This is a genomic window from Streptomyces sp. NPDC093071, assembly GCF_044754545.1.
GTDB lineage: Bacteria > Actinomycetota > Actinomycetes > Streptomycetales > Streptomycetaceae > Streptomyces.
Genome location: NZ_JBIVPH010000004.1, coordinates 444,464 through 461,288, shown reverse-complemented (window position 1 = coordinate 461,288; position 16,825 = coordinate 444,464). Strand labels below are relative to the sequence as shown.

At 74.1% G+C, this 16,825-nt stretch carries 14 protein-coding genes and 1 pseudogene; 7 read left to right on the top strand and 8 right to left on the bottom strand.

Translation table 11 applies throughout. From position 1 onward, the window contains the following. The first annotated feature begins 76 nt into the window (after positions 1-76). Positions 77-1,321 carry an outer membrane lipoprotein carrier protein LolA gene (locus ACIQD7_RS19060; protein WP_402442844.1) on the top strand — a complete coding sequence of 415 codons (1,245 nt, stop codon included), beginning with the start codon at positions 77-79 and terminating at the stop codon, positions 1,319-1,321. An 83-nt stretch (positions 1,322-1,404) separates the two neighbouring features. Here ACIQD7_RS19060 and ACIQD7_RS19055 read toward each other — a convergent pair whose 3' ends face one another. Further along, complete coding sequence (locus ACIQD7_RS19055) at positions 1,405-2,721, bottom strand: M28 family peptidase (protein WP_391052015.1); 1,317 nt, start codon at positions 2,719-2,721, stop codon at positions 1,405-1,407. A 339-nt stretch (positions 2,722-3,060) separates the two neighbouring features. Here ACIQD7_RS19055 and ACIQD7_RS19050 point away from each other — a divergent pair, with 339 nt between their 5' ends. Continuing rightward, the gene (locus tag ACIQD7_RS19050; protein ID WP_402442842.1) at positions 3,061-3,642 is read left to right on the top strand and encodes a DUF1203 domain-containing protein; all 582 of its coding nucleotides are present in this window, start codon (positions 3,061-3,063) and stop codon (positions 3,640-3,642) included. 11 nt (positions 3,643-3,653) lie between these two features. On the opposite strand, the gene ACIQD7_RS19045 is transcribed toward ACIQD7_RS19050, so the two are convergent. The 5 genes and pseudogenes from ACIQD7_RS19045 to ACIQD7_RS19025 all read right to left on the bottom strand — a co-directional run bounded on the left by ACIQD7_RS19045 (position 3,654) and on the right by ACIQD7_RS19025 (position 6,419). After that, positions 3,654-4,121, bottom strand: a complete 468-nt coding sequence (locus tag ACIQD7_RS19045) for a VOC family protein (protein ID WP_121833988.1) — start codon at positions 4,119-4,121, stop codon at positions 3,654-3,656. A 72-nt stretch (positions 4,122-4,193) separates the two neighbouring features. After that, positions 4,194-4,790: a DUF4291 domain-containing protein gene (locus ACIQD7_RS19040; protein ID WP_121833987.1), complete on the bottom strand. Its 597-nt coding sequence runs from the start codon at positions 4,788-4,790 to the stop codon at positions 4,194-4,196. Positions 4,791-4,933: 143 nt separating this feature from the next. Next, positions 4,934-5,524 (bottom strand): DNA polymerase subunit beta, encoded by a 591-nt coding sequence (locus tag ACIQD7_RS19035; RefSeq protein WP_402442839.1) that lies wholly within the window; start codon positions 5,522-5,524, stop codon positions 4,934-4,936. A gap of 173 nt (positions 5,525-5,697) precedes the next feature. Then, positions 5,698-5,913 (bottom strand): annotated as a pseudogene (locus tag ACIQD7_RS19030) (nucleotidyltransferase domain-containing protein); the annotation flags it as partial. Between the two features lie 41 nt (positions 5,914-5,954). Continuing rightward, a complete protein-coding gene (locus ACIQD7_RS19025) occupies positions 5,955-6,419 on the bottom strand; it encodes a helix-turn-helix domain-containing protein (protein ID WP_121833781.1) in 465 nt (154 codons plus the stop codon). A gap of 99 nt (positions 6,420-6,518) precedes the next feature. Here ACIQD7_RS19025 and ACIQD7_RS19020 point away from each other — a divergent pair, with 99 nt between their 5' ends. Further along, positions 6,519-7,916, top strand: a complete 1,398-nt coding sequence (locus ACIQD7_RS19020) for an MFS transporter (RefSeq protein WP_402442837.1) — start codon at positions 6,519-6,521, stop codon at positions 7,914-7,916. Positions 7,917-8,030: 114 nt separating this feature from the next. Here ACIQD7_RS19020 and rarD read toward each other — a convergent pair whose 3' ends face one another. Beyond that, positions 8,031-9,035, bottom strand: a complete 1,005-nt coding sequence (rarD, locus tag ACIQD7_RS19015) for an EamA family transporter RarD (protein WP_402442836.1) — start codon at positions 9,033-9,035, stop codon at positions 8,031-8,033. A gap of 111 nt (positions 9,036-9,146) precedes the next feature. Further along, positions 9,147-10,019, bottom strand: coding sequence for an SDR family oxidoreductase (locus ACIQD7_RS19010; protein WP_402442834.1), 873 nt, complete (start codon positions 10,017-10,019; stop codon positions 9,147-9,149). A gap of 96 nt (positions 10,020-10,115) precedes the next feature. On the opposite strand from ACIQD7_RS19010, the gene ACIQD7_RS19005 reads away from it, so the two are divergent. From ACIQD7_RS19005 to ACIQD7_RS18990, 4 genes are all read left to right on the top strand, one after another. After that, entirely contained in the window at positions 10,116-10,532 is a 417-nt protein-coding gene (locus ACIQD7_RS19005) for a helix-turn-helix domain-containing protein (protein ID WP_240450239.1), read from the top strand. Between the two features lie 84 nt (positions 10,533-10,616). Next, on the top strand, positions 10,617-11,459 hold the full coding sequence (locus ACIQD7_RS19000; protein ID WP_402442832.1) for a hypothetical protein: 843 nt from the start codon (positions 10,617-10,619) through the stop codon (positions 11,457-11,459). A 1,007-nt stretch (positions 11,460-12,466) separates the two neighbouring features. Further along, complete coding sequence (locus ACIQD7_RS18995) at positions 12,467-14,593, top strand: bifunctional serine/threonine-protein kinase/ABC transporter substrate-binding protein (protein WP_402443289.1); 2,127 nt, start codon at positions 12,467-12,469, stop codon at positions 14,591-14,593. Between the two features lie 6 nt (positions 14,594-14,599). Further along, a complete protein-coding gene (locus tag ACIQD7_RS18990; protein ID WP_402442830.1) occupies positions 14,600-16,795 on the top strand; it encodes a bifunctional serine/threonine-protein kinase/ABC transporter substrate-binding protein in 2,196 nt (731 codons plus the stop codon). Positions 16,796-16,825: the final 30 nt, after the last annotated feature.

The window sequence follows — 16,825 nt, the reverse complement described above, 5'->3', positions numbered from 1 at the left end:
GTTTGGTCAGATGGAGTACATCGACCACGTGAGGCCGTTCCGGGCCTCTCCAGGGCGCACGGAGGTAGCGGAGACCATGGCAGCGAACGAAGTCCCCAGCGAGACCCCCAGCGAGGTCCGCGGCGAGGCTCGTGGCGAGACCCGTCGCAGGGCGAGCCGGTACGTCGTCCCCGTCGCGGTGGCCGGCGTGGCCGCGGCGACCATCGGTCTGGTCCCGGCGCTCGCGGCGGCCGGCGACCCTGACCTGCCGGAGATCACGGCCCAGCAGCTCATCGAGAAGATCGCGGGCTCGGAGACCCAGACCCTCTCCGGCACCTTCAAGGTCTCCACCGACCTGGGCCTGCCGGCCCTCGGCGGCCTGGCGTCCGGCCTCGGGGGCCTGGGCGGCGACGGCGCCTCCTCCACGGCGGACCCCGCGCAGAAGCTCACCGAACTCGCCTCGGGCACCCACACGCTGCGCCTGGCGGCGGACGGCCCCGAGCGCCAGAAGCTCACCCTGCTGGACGGCTCCGACGAGTACAGCCTGATCCACAACGGCGACGACGTCTGGGCCTACGACAGCAAGTCGAACGAGGTCTTCCACGAGAAGGGCGCGTCCGAAGGCCCGGAGGCCGAGCGGAAGGAGCTGCCCGCGACGCCCAAGGAGCTCGCGGACGAGGTCCTGAAGGCGGCGGGCGACACCACGTCGATCACGGTCGACGGCACGGCGAAGGTGGCGGGCCGGGACGCGTACCAGCTGGTGATCAAGCCGAAGCAGGCCGGTTCGACGGTCGCGTCGGTGAAGATCGCGGTGGACGCGGCGAACGGCACCCCGCTGAAGTTCACCCTCTCCTCGGTCGAGGGCGGCAAGCCGGTCGTGGACGCGGGCTTCACGAAGGTGGACTTCGCCCGTCCGGACGCGTCGGTCTTCGCCTTCGAGGCGCCGAAGGGCGCGAAGGTGACGGAGGGCGCGAAGGGTGCGGAGGGGGCGGCGAAGCCGGAGAAGCTCCCCGAGAACTTCGAGAAGGAGTTCGGAAAGGACTTCGAGAAGGGCTTCGGGAAGGGCTTCGAGGACTTCGGCAAGGGCCTGAACGTCATCGGCGAGGGCTGGACGACCATCGCCAGGCTCGACACCGGCGCCCCGGCGCCCAAGACGGAGGAGGCGCCGAAGGAGTTCCAGGGCCTCCTGGACTCCTTCGGCGACGAGGTCACCGGGAAGTTCGGCTCGGGCACCCTCTTCAAGACGAAGCTGGTGAACGCGCTCCTCACCGACGACGGCAAGGTCTACGTCGGCGCGGTGACGAAGGACGCGCTGGTGGACGCGGCGAACGCCGACAAGTAGCAAAGGCCGAACGGGTTGGGACCCCGGGCGGGTCGGGGGCGATGGTCACCGACCCGCCCGGGCGTTTCACGGGTGCGCCGGCCTTACGGGAAGGTCAGCTTGAAGGCGTTGATGTAGCCGACGTCGGCGGGGCCCTTGTCCTGGACGCGGAGCTTCCAGGCGCCGTTGGCGACCTCGGAGGAGGCGTTGACGGTGTAGGTCTGGACGATGTTGTCGGCGCTGCCGCCGGTGCGGTTGTGGAGGTTGTAGACCGAGCCGTCGGGGGCGACGAGGTCGACGATCAGGTCGCCCTTGTAGGTGTGGACGATGTCCACGCCGACGGAGAGGTTGCTGGGGGCGTTGCCGGTGACGCCGGTGACGTTGACCGTCGAGGTGACCGCGGCGCCGTTGTCCGGGATCGACACGTCGGCGGTGTTCTCGAAGACCTTGCCGGTCGGCGGGTTGGTGGAACCGGCGGAGAGCGTCCAGATCGCGTGCGCGACGGCGTCGCTGTTGCGGTCCAGGGCGGTGTCGTTGATGTTCGACGTGGTGTCGCAGGAGGAGTGGTAGCAGCGGTCGAACGCCGTCGCCGTACCGCCCCACTTGGTGACCTGCGCGCTGGTCTTCACGCGGCTCGCGCCGGTGAAGAGACCGCCGACCGGGACGCCCGCGCTCTTGAACGGGGCGTGGTCGGAGCGGCCGTCGCCCTCGGTCTCGATCTCGGTCGGGACGCCGAGGCCGGCGAAGTAGCTCTTGAAGGTCTGCTCGATCGTCGGGTCGTCGTCGTAGACGAAGTAGCCCGGGTTCGGCGAGCCGATCATGTCGAAGTTCAGGTAGCCCTTGATCTTCGAACGCTCGGTCGTCGGAAGGTTGTTGACGTAGTACTTCGAGCCGACGAGACCCAGCTCCTCGGCGCCCCACCAGGCGAACCGCAGGTGCTTGGAGGGCTGGTAGCCCGCGCGGGAGACGGCGAGGGCGGTCTCCAGGATCGCGGCGGACCCGGAGCCGTTGTCGTTGATGCCGGGGCCCGAGGACACCGAGTCGAGGTGCGAGCCGGCCATCAGGACCTGGTTGGGGTCACCGCCCGGCCAGTCGGCTATCAGGTTGTAGCCGGTGGCGCCGCTGGAGGTGAACGTCTGGAGGCTGGTGGTGTATCCGGCGGCGTCCAGCTTCGCCTTCACGAAGTCGATGGACGCCTTGTAGCCGGTACGGCCGTGGGCCCGGTTGCCGCCGTTGGCGGTGGCGATGGACTGGAGGTCCGTCAAGTGCTGCTTGACGGCGGTGAGCGAGATGTCGGGCGCGGCGGCGACACCGGCGGCCTCGGCGGGCCGGGCGGTGGCGCTGGTCCCGGTGAGGCCACCGAGCGCGAGCGCCGCGAGGGCGGCGACCGCGGTGACGCGTCTGGGCACGGAGATGTTCATGTGGGGGCTCCGGATTCCGAACGGGGATGGGACGGAACGTGCGAGACGCCTCGGGCTCGGGGGGCCGCGAGGCGTTGGAGCTGTACGGGTGCGCGTGCGGTGTTCAGTTGTCCGCCGCACGCGCGTTCTGGTGCACGTGCGTTCTGTTGTGCGTGCTGAATGTTCAGTGACGGGATGTGTTCACGTCAAGAGCGGAAACCGGTCAGGGGTGTTCGCTCAGCGGACGAGGGGTGACGGCGGCCCGTGACCCCGACTCCCTTGCGGGTAGGGCCACTTCGGTCGAAGGTGGCGTCCGAATCCCGCCAGCGGCGGGGACGCCTACGGCGCGACGCTGGAGCCATGCGCACTGCTGAGACTTCTCCCGCACCCGGGGCTTCCCCTGCCCCTGAAGCCGCCGGGGCCACCCCGGCCACCGGCACCCCCCGTGCCCCCTACGTCCCCCTGCCCATCCCGCCCGACACGCTGGCCCGGCTGCGGGTCGTCGACGATGCCGGGCGGTCCTGTGTGCCGTATGCGGCGACCGAGGGCGGGGAGCCGCTTCGTTGTTGTCTGCGTTCCGCCGCCCCCGGGGAGCGGATCGCGCTCGTCTCGTACGCGCCGCTGCGGCGCTGGGCGGCGGAGACGGGGGCGGAGCCGGGTGCGTACGACGAGCAGGGGCCCGTCTTCGTGCACGCCGGGGAGTGCGGCGGGCCCGCGCGTTCGGAGGAGTACCCCTTCGCGCGGCCCGGGGCGCTGCGGGCCCTCCGCCGGTACGACGCGGAGGGCCGGATCGCCGGCGGCCGGCTCCTGGAGCTTCCGGAGGATCCGGCGGAGGGCTTCGAAAGGGCCCTGGCGGAGGCCTTCGAGGACCCCGCCGTGGCCCTGGTGCACGTCCGGGCCGTCGAGTACGGCTGCTTCCACTTCGAGGTCCGCCGCCCCTGAACCCGGCCGCGCTACTGCACGCAGAACTCGTTCTGTTCGGGGTCCGCCATGACCACCCACGACCCCGACGGCTCGTCCACCTCGCGCAGGACCGTCGCGCCGAGGTCGGTCAGCCGGGCGACCTCCTTGTCCCGGGCGCCCTCCTCGGCGTGGACGTCGAGGTGGATGCGGTTCTTGACGGTCTTCGCCTCCGGGACGCGCTGGAAGAGGATCCGGTGGCCCAGGCCCGCGTCGGTGTCCTCGTCGTACGGCTCGTCCGGGTGCCGCACGGCGGCGAGGTCGTGCCAGCCGAGCCGCTCGTCCTCCGTGCCCTCGTGCACGGTGGCCGTCGCCGCGTCGGGCACGGCCCCCATCCCGAGGAGCCGCCGCACGAGCGCGCTGTGGTCCTCCTCCCGGTAGTGCAGGGCGGCGGCCCAGAAGGCGGCCTGCGCGTGGGGGTCGGCGGCGTCGACGACGAGCTTCCAGTGAAGGGGTTTCATGGAACCGGTTGTAACCGCTCCGTCGCTCCGCATGCCACCGGAACGACCCTTCTGCACTAGATCGGGCGGTTCTCAGCCGACCCTTACGCGGTCCAGGAGCCCCTCCTGCTCCGGATACGGCTCCTCCCGGGGGAGCAGCGCCCGGGCACCGTCCACGTCGCCGGACCGGACCAGGGCGTGGACGCGGTGGGCGAGCGGGGTCACGTCGGTGATCGACACCGTCCACTCGTCGGCGTACCGGCGGGACGCCTCGCCCGCCAGGCCGAGCTGGAGCGAGCGGTACGGGAGGGGGTCGAGGCGCGGGTCGCGCTCCGGGTCCCACTGGACCCGGGCCGGGGACCGCGTCAGCTCGCGCTTCCACGCGTCCCGGTCGGGGTGGAACCCGGACACGTAGTGGGAGAGGCAGGCGTTCCGCAGGGCCCATTCGAAGCCCTCGCGGGTGATCTCCACGGCGAGGACGGTCTCCTGGCCCTCCTTGGTGCCCCAGCCCGAGCGGTACATCATCCACAGGAACGACGGCTTGATCCACGTCATCCGCTCCCGCTTCCAGACGGCCGGAAACCGGCCCTCCCGGGCCGCCGGCAGCCCGATCCCGGGCCGGTACGCCTGGTAGACGGTGACCGTGCGGTCCGTGTGGAGCGCGCGGATGCGGTACTTCGGTTCTTCCATGGGCTCCAGGGTGGGGGAAGTCCCGCCGCGCCACTACCGGTTATCTCCGGGCGCCCCGGCGGCCGGAAGCGCCCGCAGGCGCCCCACACGCATCGGCGGCCCGGCGCCCCGCGCCCCTCAGCGGCCCGGCACCCCCGCACCCCTCAGCGGCCCAGCGCCCCGCACACCTCGGCGGTCAGCGCGTCCGCCGCGTCCAGGGCCGTCGCCAGCGCGGCCGGATCCGTGCCGAGGGCGGCGAGGAGGGCCTGCGCGCGGGCGGCGAAGTCCGGCGGGGCGGAGGGCAGTTCGCCCGCCTCCCGCACCGCGCCCTTCTCGTTCAGGACCCAGCCGCCCTCCCGCGCGTGCAGGGCCTGCGCGAGGAGGCCGACCGCGCGGAAGAGGCAGCCCGCCACGTAGAAGGCGTCCCCGCGGACCGCCCCCTTCCGGGCGCAGGCCAGGATGAACGGCGCCTCCCAGCGCGCGTTCTCGACGAGCGCCTTCCGCAGCGCGTCCGGGTAGACCCGGGCCTCCTCCTGGACCTCCCGGAGCTCGCCGGTCGGGTCGGCCAGGACGCGGCCGAGCGCCAACTCGCCGACGTAGGAGGGGGAGTAGACGCCCAGGGGGTGGCCGGGCTGGGTGCCGATCTCGAAGCGGCCCTCCGCGCACTCCTCCCTGACGCGGCGCACCCGGTCCAGATCGCGGTAGATCCAGTCCATCCGGTGCCCGTCGACGCCCAGCCAGGCGCCGCCGTCCACCCACGGTCCCTGGGGCCTGTCCGGTGGATCATGGCCGGGGCCGCGGCGTCTGGCACGGCACCTCGCCGCGTTGCCGAAACGCCCCGATAGCTCCGCTATCGAGCCGCTCCGGCGCCTTGCGATGCACCGCACCAGACGCCGCGTCCTACCCGACCCTGATCCACCGGACAGGCCCAGCCGCCCGGCTCGGTCACCTCCACCGGGCCGCCGGTCAACTCGGCCGCCAGCAGGCGCAGGGCGGCGGTGTCCAGCGACGGCCGGTAGTAGAGGCCGAGGTCGTAGTCGGAGTCCGGGGAGTGCGTCCCCCGGGCCCGGCTGCCGCCCAGGCACACGCCGACGACCCCCTCGACCTCGGACAGGCGGTGCGCGATCTCCAGCAGTCGTTCCATCCGGCCCAGTCTGCGGAAGCCGACCACCGTCCGCCATCCGATTACCGGGGCGCCCCCGCCGTCGCGGCGCCCTCCGGCAGGGCCTCCTTCGCGTCGTACTCCTGCCGCGCCGCCGCGATCTCGTTCTGGTGCTGCTCGGTCCAGGTCACCAGGGAGCGGATCGTGGTGTGCAACGTGCCGCCCAGGGGCGTCAGTTCGTACTCGACGCGGGGCGGGACCACCGGGTGGACCGTGCGCTTCACCAGGCCGTCGCGCTCCAGCTGGCGCAGGGTGACGGTCAACATGCGCTGGCTGACGCCGTCGATCTCGCGCTTCAGCTCCGTGAAGCGCAGCACGCGGCGGTCGAGGAGGGCGATGACGAGCAGGGACCACTTGTCCGCGACCCGGTCGAGGATCTGCCGGACCTCGCAGTCCTCGCGGGTGTCCCACTGGAAGGGGTCGGTGTCCCCCTCGGGCCCGTAGGTTCCCTCGCAGTGACTCGGTGACTTCGAAGTGCCTTCTTCCATGGCACCCGATGCTCCCGCAGGATGCAGGTGGTTACAAGAGGGAACCGGCCCTCCCGAACGTAACCGGTCACCCCAACCCACCCCGCCCTGGAGACAGTTGTGTCCTTCCGCGCCTGGAGCCTGCTCCTCGTCCTCTGCGGGACGATCTTCCTCGAAGGCATCGACGTCGCCATGCTCGCCGTCGCCGTGCCCACCATCCGCGCCGACCTCGGCCTCACCACCGGCACCGCCGCCTGGGTGATGTCCGCCTACGTCCTCGGCTACGCCGGCTTCACCCTCCTCGGCGGCAGAGCCGCCGACCTGCTCGGGCGGCGCCGGATGTTCCTGGGCTGGCTCACCGTCTTCCTGCTCTTCTCCGGCCTCGGCGGCCTCGCCGACCAGGGCTGGACACTGATCCTGGCCCGCTTCGTGACCGGCGTCGCCGCCGCCTTCATGACCCCGGCCGCCCTGTCCATCATCACCACCTCGTACGAGGAGGGGCCGCGGCGCAACCAGGCCCTGCTCGTCTTCGCGGGCACCGCCGCCGGCGGCTTCTCGCTCGGCCTGGTCATCGGCGGGCTGCTCACCCAGCTCGGCTGGCGGTGGGTCTTCTTCGCCCCCGTCCTGCTGGCCGCCGCGGTCCTCGCCGCCGCCTTCCGGCTGATCCCGAAGGAGCCGCGCCCGGCCCGCGCGCAGGGCGGCTTCGACCTCGCCGGGGCGCTCGCCGCCGCCGGTGCGATGCTCCTCCTCGCGTACGGCGTCGTCGGCCTGGAGCACGGCCTCGACGGCTGGACGCTCACGGCCGCCGCGCTCGCCGCCGGACTCGTCCTCGCCGGGGTCTTCGTCACCGTCGAACGCCGGGCCGCCGTGCCCCTCGTCCGCCTCGGCATCCTCCGCGAGGCCTCGGTCCTCCGCGCCGACCTGGGCGCCCTGCTCTTCGTCGGCTCCTTCTTCGGCTTCCAGTTCGTCGCCACCCTCTACCTCCAGGAGCTGCGCGGCTGGTCGTCCCTGGAGACCGCGCTCGCCCTGGTCGTCATGGGCTGCGACGCGATCCTCGCCCCGACCCTCACCCCGCGCCTGGTGGCCCGCTTCGGCAACGCCCGGGTGATCCTCGGCGGCTTCGTCCTCGCCGTCGTCTCGTACGCGCTGTTCCTGCCGGTCGGCCCGGACCGGTCGTACGCCGCGATGTTCCCGACCCTGCTGCTCACCGGCCTCGCCTTCGCCCTCGCCTACGGGCCGCTCACCATCGCGGGCACGGAGGGGATCGCGGAGGAGGAGCAGGGGCTCGCGAGCGGGCTGCTCACGACCGCCACCCAGTTCGGCTCGGCCGTCGGCATCTCGGCGGTGACGGCGGTGTACGGGCTCTCCGGCGGCGGCCTCGACGGCTTCCGGGCGGCGCTCCTCGTCCCGCTGGTGATGGTCGGCGTCGGGACGGTGATCACCGCCACGGGGGTGCGGCGATCCCGTACCCCCGGGGCCGCCCCGGCACCGAAGGCCCCGGCCGACGCCGCGGTCTGAACGGCCCGGAACGCGCCCCGGCCCCCGGAGGAGGACTCCGGGGGCCGGGGCGTGCGGCCGTCGTCGGCGGCCGGTGTCCGTCGGCGGCCGACGTCCGTCAGTGTCCGGTGTCCGTCAGCGGCCGGTCGTGGGTGCGGCCTCGACCGGTCCGGCGTCCCCGGCCGGGCCCGTGGTCCCGGCCGTGGGCGCCGCCTCGGCCGCTCCCGCCGCCGTCGCCGCCGCGATCGCCGCCCGGCTGCGCCGGTTCGTGCGCAGCGCGTCCCAGGTGAGGATCGTCAGGGCCAGCCAGACGAGGGAGAAGCCGGCCCACCGCTCCGGCGGCATCGCCTCGTGGAAGTAGAGGACGCCGAGGAGGAACTGGAAGGTCGGCGCGAGGTACTGGAGGAGGCCGAGCGTCGACAGCGGGACGCGGATCGCCGCCGCGCCGAAGCAGACCAGCGGGACCGCCGTGACCAGGCCGGTGGCGGCGAGCAGCGCGGTGTGGCCGGCGCCGTGCGCGCCGAACGCCAGGGTCCCCTGCCCGCCGAGCCAGACCAGGTACGCGAGGGCGGGCAGGAACTGGACGGCGGTCTCGGCGGCCAGCGACTCCAGGCCCCCGATGTTGACCTTCTTCTTCACCAGGCCGTAGAGCGCGAAGGAGAAGGCGAGGACGAGCGAGATCCACGGCGGCTGCCCGTACCCGATCGCGAGGACGAGCACGGCCGCGAAGCCGATGCCGACCGCCGCCCACTGCGCCGGACGCAGCCGCTCCTGGAGGACGAGGACGCCGAGGGCGATGGTGACGAGCGGGTTGATGAAGTAGCCGAGGGAGGCCTCGACGACGTGGCCCGTGTTCACGGACCAGATGTAGAGGCCCCAGTTCACGGTGATGACGGTGGCGGCGAGGGTGATCAGGCCGAGCTTGCGCGGGCTGCGCGCCAGCTCCCGGATCCAGCCCCAGCGGCGCAGGACGAGCAGGGCGAGCCCCACGAAGGCCAGGGACCACACCATCCGGTGGGCGAGGATCTCGATCGCCCCTGCGGGCTTGAGGAGCGGCCAGAAGAGGGGGACCAGGCCCCACATGCCGTAGGCGCCGATCCCGTAGAGCAGGCCTGCTCGTCCCTCGTTCTCCGTCTTCACCGGACCTCCCGCCCTGTGCCGCGCCGTCCTGTCGGCCGCTCGGACGACGGTAGCGCCGCACGGGGCGGGTTGTCATGCCCGTACCGCTATACGGTCATGACGGCCGGGTGGTCACCGGGAGGCGTCCAGGGCCTCCTGGATCGAGACGCCGACCGGGGTGGTCGGGCGGCCGATCAGCCGGGTCAGGTCGCCGGTCCGCAGGGCGAGCGCGCCGTGCTCGGCGGCCCGGTCGACGTCGACCAGGATCTCGGCGAAGGGGCGGGGGAGCCCGGCGCCGGTGAGGATCTCCAGGTGGGCCTCGGCGGAGACGGGGGTGTACGTCACCTCGCGGCCGGACCGGGCGGCGACCTCGGCCGCGTACTCGGCGAAGGACCAGGCGGTGTCGCCGCTCAGCTCGTAGACCTCGTTCAGGTGCTCCCCGGCCGGGCCGGTCAGGACGGCGGCCGCGGCGGCGGCGTAGTCGGCGCGGGAGGCGGAGGCGATCCGGCCCTCGCCCGCGTTGGAGACGACGGCGCCGTGGGCGAGGACGGGGGCGAGATTGGCGGTGTAGTTCTCGCTGTACCAGCCGTTGCGGAGGAAGGTGTACGGCAGGCCGGAGGCGAGGATCAGGCGCTCGGTCTCCTTGTGCTCGGCGGCCAGCTCGAAGTCGGCGTCCTCGCCGCCGAGGACACCGGTGTACGCGAGCCGGGCCACGCCCGCCGCCTTCGCCGCGTCGATCACGGCGGCGTGCTGGGCGACGCGGCGCCCGACCTCGCTGCCGGAGATCAGGAGCACCCGGTCGCCGGCCTCGAAGGCGTCCGCGAGGGTCTCGGGGCGGTCGTAGTCGGCGATCCGCAGCTCGACGCCGCGCTCGGCCAGGTCCGCCGCCTTCTCCTTGTCCCGGACGACGGCCACGACCCGCTCGGTCGTGGCCCGCTCGCCGAGGAGGGCGTCGACGACGAGGCGGCCGAGCTGTCCGGTGGCTCCGGTGACGACGATGCTCATGGGGGTTCCTTCTGCGTGGGGTGCGGTGAACGGTGTACTCACCGTAGGACCGGCACTAACTTTTCGGAAGTGCCAACTTTGAAGTAAGGTACTGGCATGGAGGTAAGTGAAGAGGTGAACGCGATGGCCCCGCTGCCCGACGTGTTCGAGCCGATGTGCCCCTCGCGGGCGGTCCTGGAGCACGTCACCAGCCGCTGGGGCGTGCTCGTCCTCGCGTCGCTCCTGGAGCGGCCCTACCGCTTCAGCGAGCTGCGCCGCCGCATCGGGAACGTCAGCGAGAAGATGCTCGCCCAGACCCTGCGGACCCTGGAGCGCGACGGCTTCGTCCACCGCGACGCCAAGCCCGTCATCCCGCCCCGCGTCGACTACGCCCTCACCCCGCTCGGCACCGAGGCCGCCCGCCAGGTCTGGGAGCTCGCCCACTGGAGCGAGCGGCAGGTGACCGCCGTCCAGGAGGCCCGCGAGCGGTACGACGAGGCGCGTCGCGAGAGTGCCACCGCTTTGTCCCAATGAGGCTTCAGCCACGGTGTGTCGCCCCGTCAGGTCGTACGATCTGATCGCCGTTCGGGCAATCCGTGTAGGGACCGTGGGGGAACTGTGGCGTACGGAGACCGAAGACTGCTGCGCGCCTGCTGCGCCGTGCTGGTGGGCGGGCTGATCGCGACCGGGTGCGCCGACGGCGACGACGCGAAACCCGCGGGCGAGGCGCGTACGAGCGGGGCGTCGGCCCCCGGCGGTACGGCCCCGGCCCCCACGCCCACCCCCACCCCGACCGCGCTCGACTTCACCCCCGACCCGAAGCGGGCGCCGAAGAACGCCGCCGACGCCAGGCGGCTCGCGCTCGCCGTCGTCGCGGGGCCCGACGCCTGGGGCCCGGAGTACGTGAAGCGCGCCCCGCACCTCAGCGACCCCGACTACTGGCCCGTGCTCGGGGACGGCTGCTCCTGGGAGACCGGCACCCGGCCCGCCACCGTCCTGCACAGCGTCACCGCCTACAGCGAGGTCCCCGCCACCGACGGCCGGGGGACCCTCCGGGTCGCCGCCACCGTCACCGTCCACCGCACCGAGGACGACGCCGACTGGGAGATGGCCGGGACCCTGGAGGAGGCCCTCCGCTGCCCGGACCAGCGCCTGCGCGACGGCGAACGCATCGAGGGGCTCATCTCCCTCGGCAACCCCTTCGGCCTCGGCGGCAACTACACCGCCGCGGACTCGCTCGGCGAGCGCGGCGCCTACTTCAACGACGCGTTCCCCGGGAAGCAGTTCTACGGCTGGTACCAGTCGAGGATCGGCCAGGTCACCGTCGCCACCGTCGTCAAGGGCGCCCCCGGCTACAGCGAACAGACGACCCCCACCACGGTCGGCACCGTCACCGCCCAGGTCCAGGCCCTCGTCACCATGCTCGAACGCGTCAAGGACGAGCTGGAGGTCCGGTCATGAGCCCTTCGAACGGACGGGGTGGTTGGGGGCCGGGGGACGGCCGTGGTCCGGAGGACGGCCGGGAGCCGAGGAGCGGTGGAGTGCCGGGGGACGGCCGGGGGCCGGAGCCGGGCCGGGAGACGCGGGACGGTCGGGCGCCGGAGAGCGGTCGTGGTCCGGAGGACGCTCGGGGGCCTGGGGATGACCAGCGGCCGGGGAACGGCCGGGGGCCGGAGGACGGCCAGGTGCCGGAGCCGGGCCGGGAGACGCGGGACGGTCGGGTGTCGGAGAGTGGTCGTGGTCCGGAGGATGGGAGCGCCAGGGTGTCGGAGGCCGGTCGGGAGCCCGAGAGCGGTCGTGGTCCGGAGGACGCTCAGGGGACTGGGGGCGGCCGTGGCCCGGAAGACGCTCGGGGGTCTGAGGATGCCCAACGGCCGAGGAACGGCCGGGGGCCGGAGGACGGCCGGGCGGCGGAGTCGGGCCGGGAGTCGCGGGACGGCTCCGGGACCGAGGCCGGTCACGAGCCGGAGGCCGGGGCCCGGCCTCCGCGCGACCCCCGGGTCGGCCCCCTGCCGAGCCCCCCTGCCGGCGCTGGACGCCGACCCCGGGGAGGGGCGCGGCCCGACACGGGCCCTCGGGCCCAGGACGGGAGCCGGCCCGACGCCGGTGACCAGGCCCGGGGTGGGTCCCGGCCCGACGCCGGGCAGCCGAACCCGCCCGGCGCCGAGCACCCGGGGAACCAGCCCCCGCAACCGGAGCAGCCCCCGGCCGGGGCCCCGCGCCCGCCCCAACACCCCTTGTCCGCGCCCTCGTTCCCGCTTCAGCCCCCGGCAGGGAACCCCGCAGGGAACCAGTCCGCGCCCCAGCAGCCCCCGGCAGGGAACCCGCCCCCGTTCCCGCCTCAACCCCCGGCAGGGAACCCCGCAGCGAACCCGGCCGGGAACCCCGCAGGGAACCCATCCCACCCCCACCCCGGTGACCCGCAACCCCTCCTCCCCTCCGACCCCTCCTCCCTCGCCGGCTACCGGCTGCTCGGGCGGCTCGGGGCCGGGGGGATGGGGGTCGTCTATCTGGGGCGTACCGCCAGCGGTGAGCTCGCCGCCGTGAAGGTCACCCATGCCGACCAGGCGGACCAGCCCGACTTCCGGGCCCGGTTCAGGCGGGAGGTCGAGGCCGCGCGCCGGGTCTCCAGCCCCTGGGCCGTCCCGGTCACCGGCGCCGACCCGGACGCCCCCGAACCCTGGATGGCCACCGCCTTCGTCGCCGGGCCCTCCCTCGGCGAGGCCGTCGCCGCGCACGGCGCGCTGCCCGAGCGGAGCGTCCGGCTCCTCGGCTGGGCCGTCGCCCGCGCGCTCGCCGCCGTGCACGCGGCCGGGCTCGTCCACCGGGACGTCAAACCGGGCAACGTCCTCCTCGCCGTCGACGGCCCCCGGCTCATCGACTTCGGCATCGCCCGCGCCACCGGCGAGACCGCCCTCACCGCCACCGACATGGTCGTCGGCACCCCCGGCTTCCTCGCCCCCGAGCAGGCCGAGGCCCGCGCCGACGCCATCGGCCCCGCCACCGACGTCTTCGCCCTCGGCTGCCTCCTCGCGTACGCGGCGACCGGCCGCCCGCCCTTCGGCACCGGCGCCCCGGACGCCCTCCTCTACCGGACCGTCCACGACGAACCCGACCTCACCGGCGTGCCCGGAGGACTGCTCGACCTCGTCCGGGCCTGCCTCGCCAAGGACCCCGCCGCCCGCCCGTCCGCCGCGGAGATCGGCGTACGGCTCGTCGAGGACGACCCCGGCGACACCGCCGCATGGCTACCCGCCCCCGTCGTCCGGACCATCGCCGAACGCTCCGCCCGGATGCTCGCCCTGCCCGAGATCGACGCGACCACGGCCGGCACCGGCCCGGCGGAGCCGCCGAAGCCCAGCAGACGCGGCTTCCTGCTCCTCGCCTCCGGCGCCGCCGCCCTCGCCGTCGGCGGCGGCTCCGTCGCCGCCTGGTCGGCCCTCAGGAACGACGACGGGAGGGGCGACGGCAAGAACCCCCCGCCCCGCACCTCCTGGAAGATCGGCGTCCTCGCCGACCTCTCCGGCCCCGCCGAGGAGATCGGACGCGCCCAGGAACGCGGCGCCCGCCTCGCCGTCGAGCAGTTCAACGCCCGCCGGGACAAGCCGTTCACCCTCGAACTCGCGGTCTCCGACGACCGGGGCGACCGCACAGCCGCCCTGGAGGCCGCCCGCAGGCTCACCACCGACCCCGGCGTCCTCGCCGTCCTCGGACCCACCTCCGACGACACCGGACAGGCCGCGCTCCCCGCCTTCGAGGAGGCCGGCCTCCCCCTGCTCACCACCTCCGCCGGATTCAACCTCTTCACCCTGCGGGACGCGCAGAGCCCGCCCAACGTCACGGTCCTGCGGGCCATCCCCAACCACCCCATGGGCGGCGCGCACCTCGCCTTCGCCGTCACCCTCCTGCCCACCATCAAGAAGCCCGGCGTCCTCCAGGAGCGCACGGACGACCAGTACAGCTGGCTCCTCGTGCGCGGCGTCCAGTTCGGCTTCGGACAGGCCAAGATCACCCCGCACTACCGGGTCGTCCCCGCCCGCGCGCGGGACTACCGCCGGATCCTCGGCGAGATGATCGACGCCGGCATGGACGCCTACGTCCACTGCGGGGTCCGCGCGACCGCCGTCCTCGCCGCCCGCGCCCTCGCCGACCTCGGCTTCACCGGCCCCCGCTTCGGCGGCCAGCACGCCTTCGGCCCGGCCTTCCTCAAGGAGGCCGGGACCGCCTCCGAGAACTGGTTCTTCGGCGCCCCCGTCCTCGACCCCGCCACCCGCAAGGAGGCCGCCGGGTTCACCGCCGCGCACCGCAAGCGCTACGGCGCCCCGCCCGCGTACTACACGGGCGAGTCGTACGACGTCGTGAACATGGTCCTGGAGCAGCTGACCAAGAACGCGAAGGCCGGCGGGGCCCCGGCCCGCAAGGGCCTCTGGGCGCAGCTCCGGGCGAAGAAGTACACCGGCGTCATGGGCGGTTACTCCTTCGACCAGTACGGCGACCTCACCGGCGTCGGCACGTTCGTGTACGGCGTGCAGGACGGCGCGTACAAGGCGATCGGCACCGCGCCCGCCGTCCCCGCCAACAAGCCGAAGGCCTGACCGCCCGTGCAGCCGCTCCGCAGGGCCGACCCCTCCTCGATCGCCGGCCACCGGCTCCTCGGCCGCCTCGGCGCCGGCGGCATGGGCGTGGTCTACCTCGCCCGCACCCCCGGCGGGACGCTCGCCGCGCTCAAACTCATCCGCGCCGAGCACGCCGCCGACCCCGGCTTCCGGGAGCGGTTCCGCCGCGAGACCCGGATCGCCGGACGGATCACCGGCCGCTGGGTCGTCCGCGTCCTCGGCGCCGACCCGGAGGCCCGGGAACCCTGGCTGGCCACCGAGTTCGTCCCCGGACCCTCGCTCGCCGAGGCCGTCGGACTGCACGGCGCCCTGCCCGAGCCGACCGTACGGGCCCTGGGTGCCCGGCTCGCCGCCGCCCTCGCCGACGTGCACGCGGCCGGGCTCGTCCACCGGGACGTCAAACCGGGCAACGTCCTCCTCGCCCTCGACGGCCCCCGCCTCATCGACTTCGGCATCGCCCGCTCCGCCGGGGCCACCGCCCTGACCGCCACGGACGCGATGATCGGCACCCCCGGCTTCCTCGCCCCCGAACAGGCCCGCGTCGGCGCCGCGGACGAGGTCGGCCCGGCCGCCGACGTCTTCTCGCTCGGCTGCGTCCTCGCGTACGCCCTGACCGGCGAACGCCCCTTCGGCACGGGCGCGGTGGCCGCCGTCGTCTACCGCACCGTCTACGAGGAACCGGACCTCCGCGAGGTCCCGGACGCGATCCTGCCCCTGGTCGCGGCCTGCCTGGCCAAGGACCCGGCGGCCCGCCCCACGGCCGCGCGGGTGCGGGCCGCCCTCGGGGAGGCCGAGGGTCCGGCGGGGGACTGGCTGCCGCCCGGCCTGCCCGCGCTCATCGCCCGGCGTTCCTCACGCGTCCTCGACCTGCCGGTCCCCGAACCGACCCTGCTCGCGTCCCCCGAAGCCCTCGAGGGGGTCTCGCGCCGCCGCGTCCTGATCGCCGGATCGGCGGCGGCCGTCGTCGGAGCGGGCGGCCTGACCGCGTGGCTCCTCGGCCGGGGCCCCGCCGGGAAGGGCACGGGCGAGGGCGCCGCCCTCCCCGCGTACACGCTCGGCGTCCTCACCGACCTGAGCGGCCCCACCAAGGCGGCCGGGCGGGCGCAGGAACGCGGCGCCCGGCTGGCCGTGGAGACCTTCAACGCCCGCCGGGACCGGCCCTTCGACGTGACCCTGCGGGTCGTGGACGACGGCGGACGGGGGCCGCGCGCCACGACCGCGGCCCGCACCCTGCTCCAGGACGAGAAGCTCGTCGGCGTCGTCGGCCCGACGACCGTCGCGAGCGTCCTCGCCGCCGCCGCCGAACTCGTCGACCGCTCCGTCCCCCTGGTGAGCGTCCTCGCCGCCGTCCCGACCGGGAACACGGTGGAGGGCCAGACCACCAAGCGCACCTACTTCGAGCCCCGGCCCTCCCCGGACTCGATGATCGTGCCGTTCGCCCGCTACCTCTCCGAGCGGGAGGTCGTCCGGACCGCCCTCGTGGAGGACCGCGACGGCGGCCGGTCCACCTGGTTCGCGGTCAAGAGCGTGAAGGCCACCCCGCCCTCGCAGGCCCGGGGCGGAGTGGCGACCTCCCACCCCGTCGAGGCGGACAGCGAGGACTTCGCCTCCGCCGTCCGGGCCGCCCTCGCGACGGACCCGCAGGCCGTGATGTACGTGGGGACCTCGCCGCGCCGGGCCGCCCTCTGCGCCCGGGCCCTCCGCGACCAGGGGTTCCAGGGGCCCCGGGGCAGCGTCGAGGAGCCCTTCCGGCAGGAGTTCCTCGACCTCGCGGGCCCGGCGGCCGAGGGCTGGTACTTCGGCACGAGCCACGTCGACCCGGACGGCCTCCCGGGCGCGAAGGACTTCACCGCCGCGTACCGGAAGCGCTGGGGAGTGCCCGCCGCCACCCCCGTCGAGCCGTACGCCACGGAGGCGTACGACGCCGTCAACTGGACGCTCCAGGCGCTGGGCACGACGGTCGGGAACCACTCCGAGTCGGTGGCGTCCGGGGTGTCGAACAGCCTGCGGCAGACCCCGTACCGGGGCCTCGCCAAGACGTACTCGTCGGCGGGCCGGGAGAGCAGCGTCGCCAGCCTCGTCGGGCTCTTCCTCTGGCAGGTGCGGGACGGGAAGCCGCACTTCCTGGGGGAGTTCGCGGACGCGGCGGTGAAGGAGGCGAAGCGGACGAAGGAGTCGTGACGGCGGGGGCGGGTCCCTTCGGATCCGCCC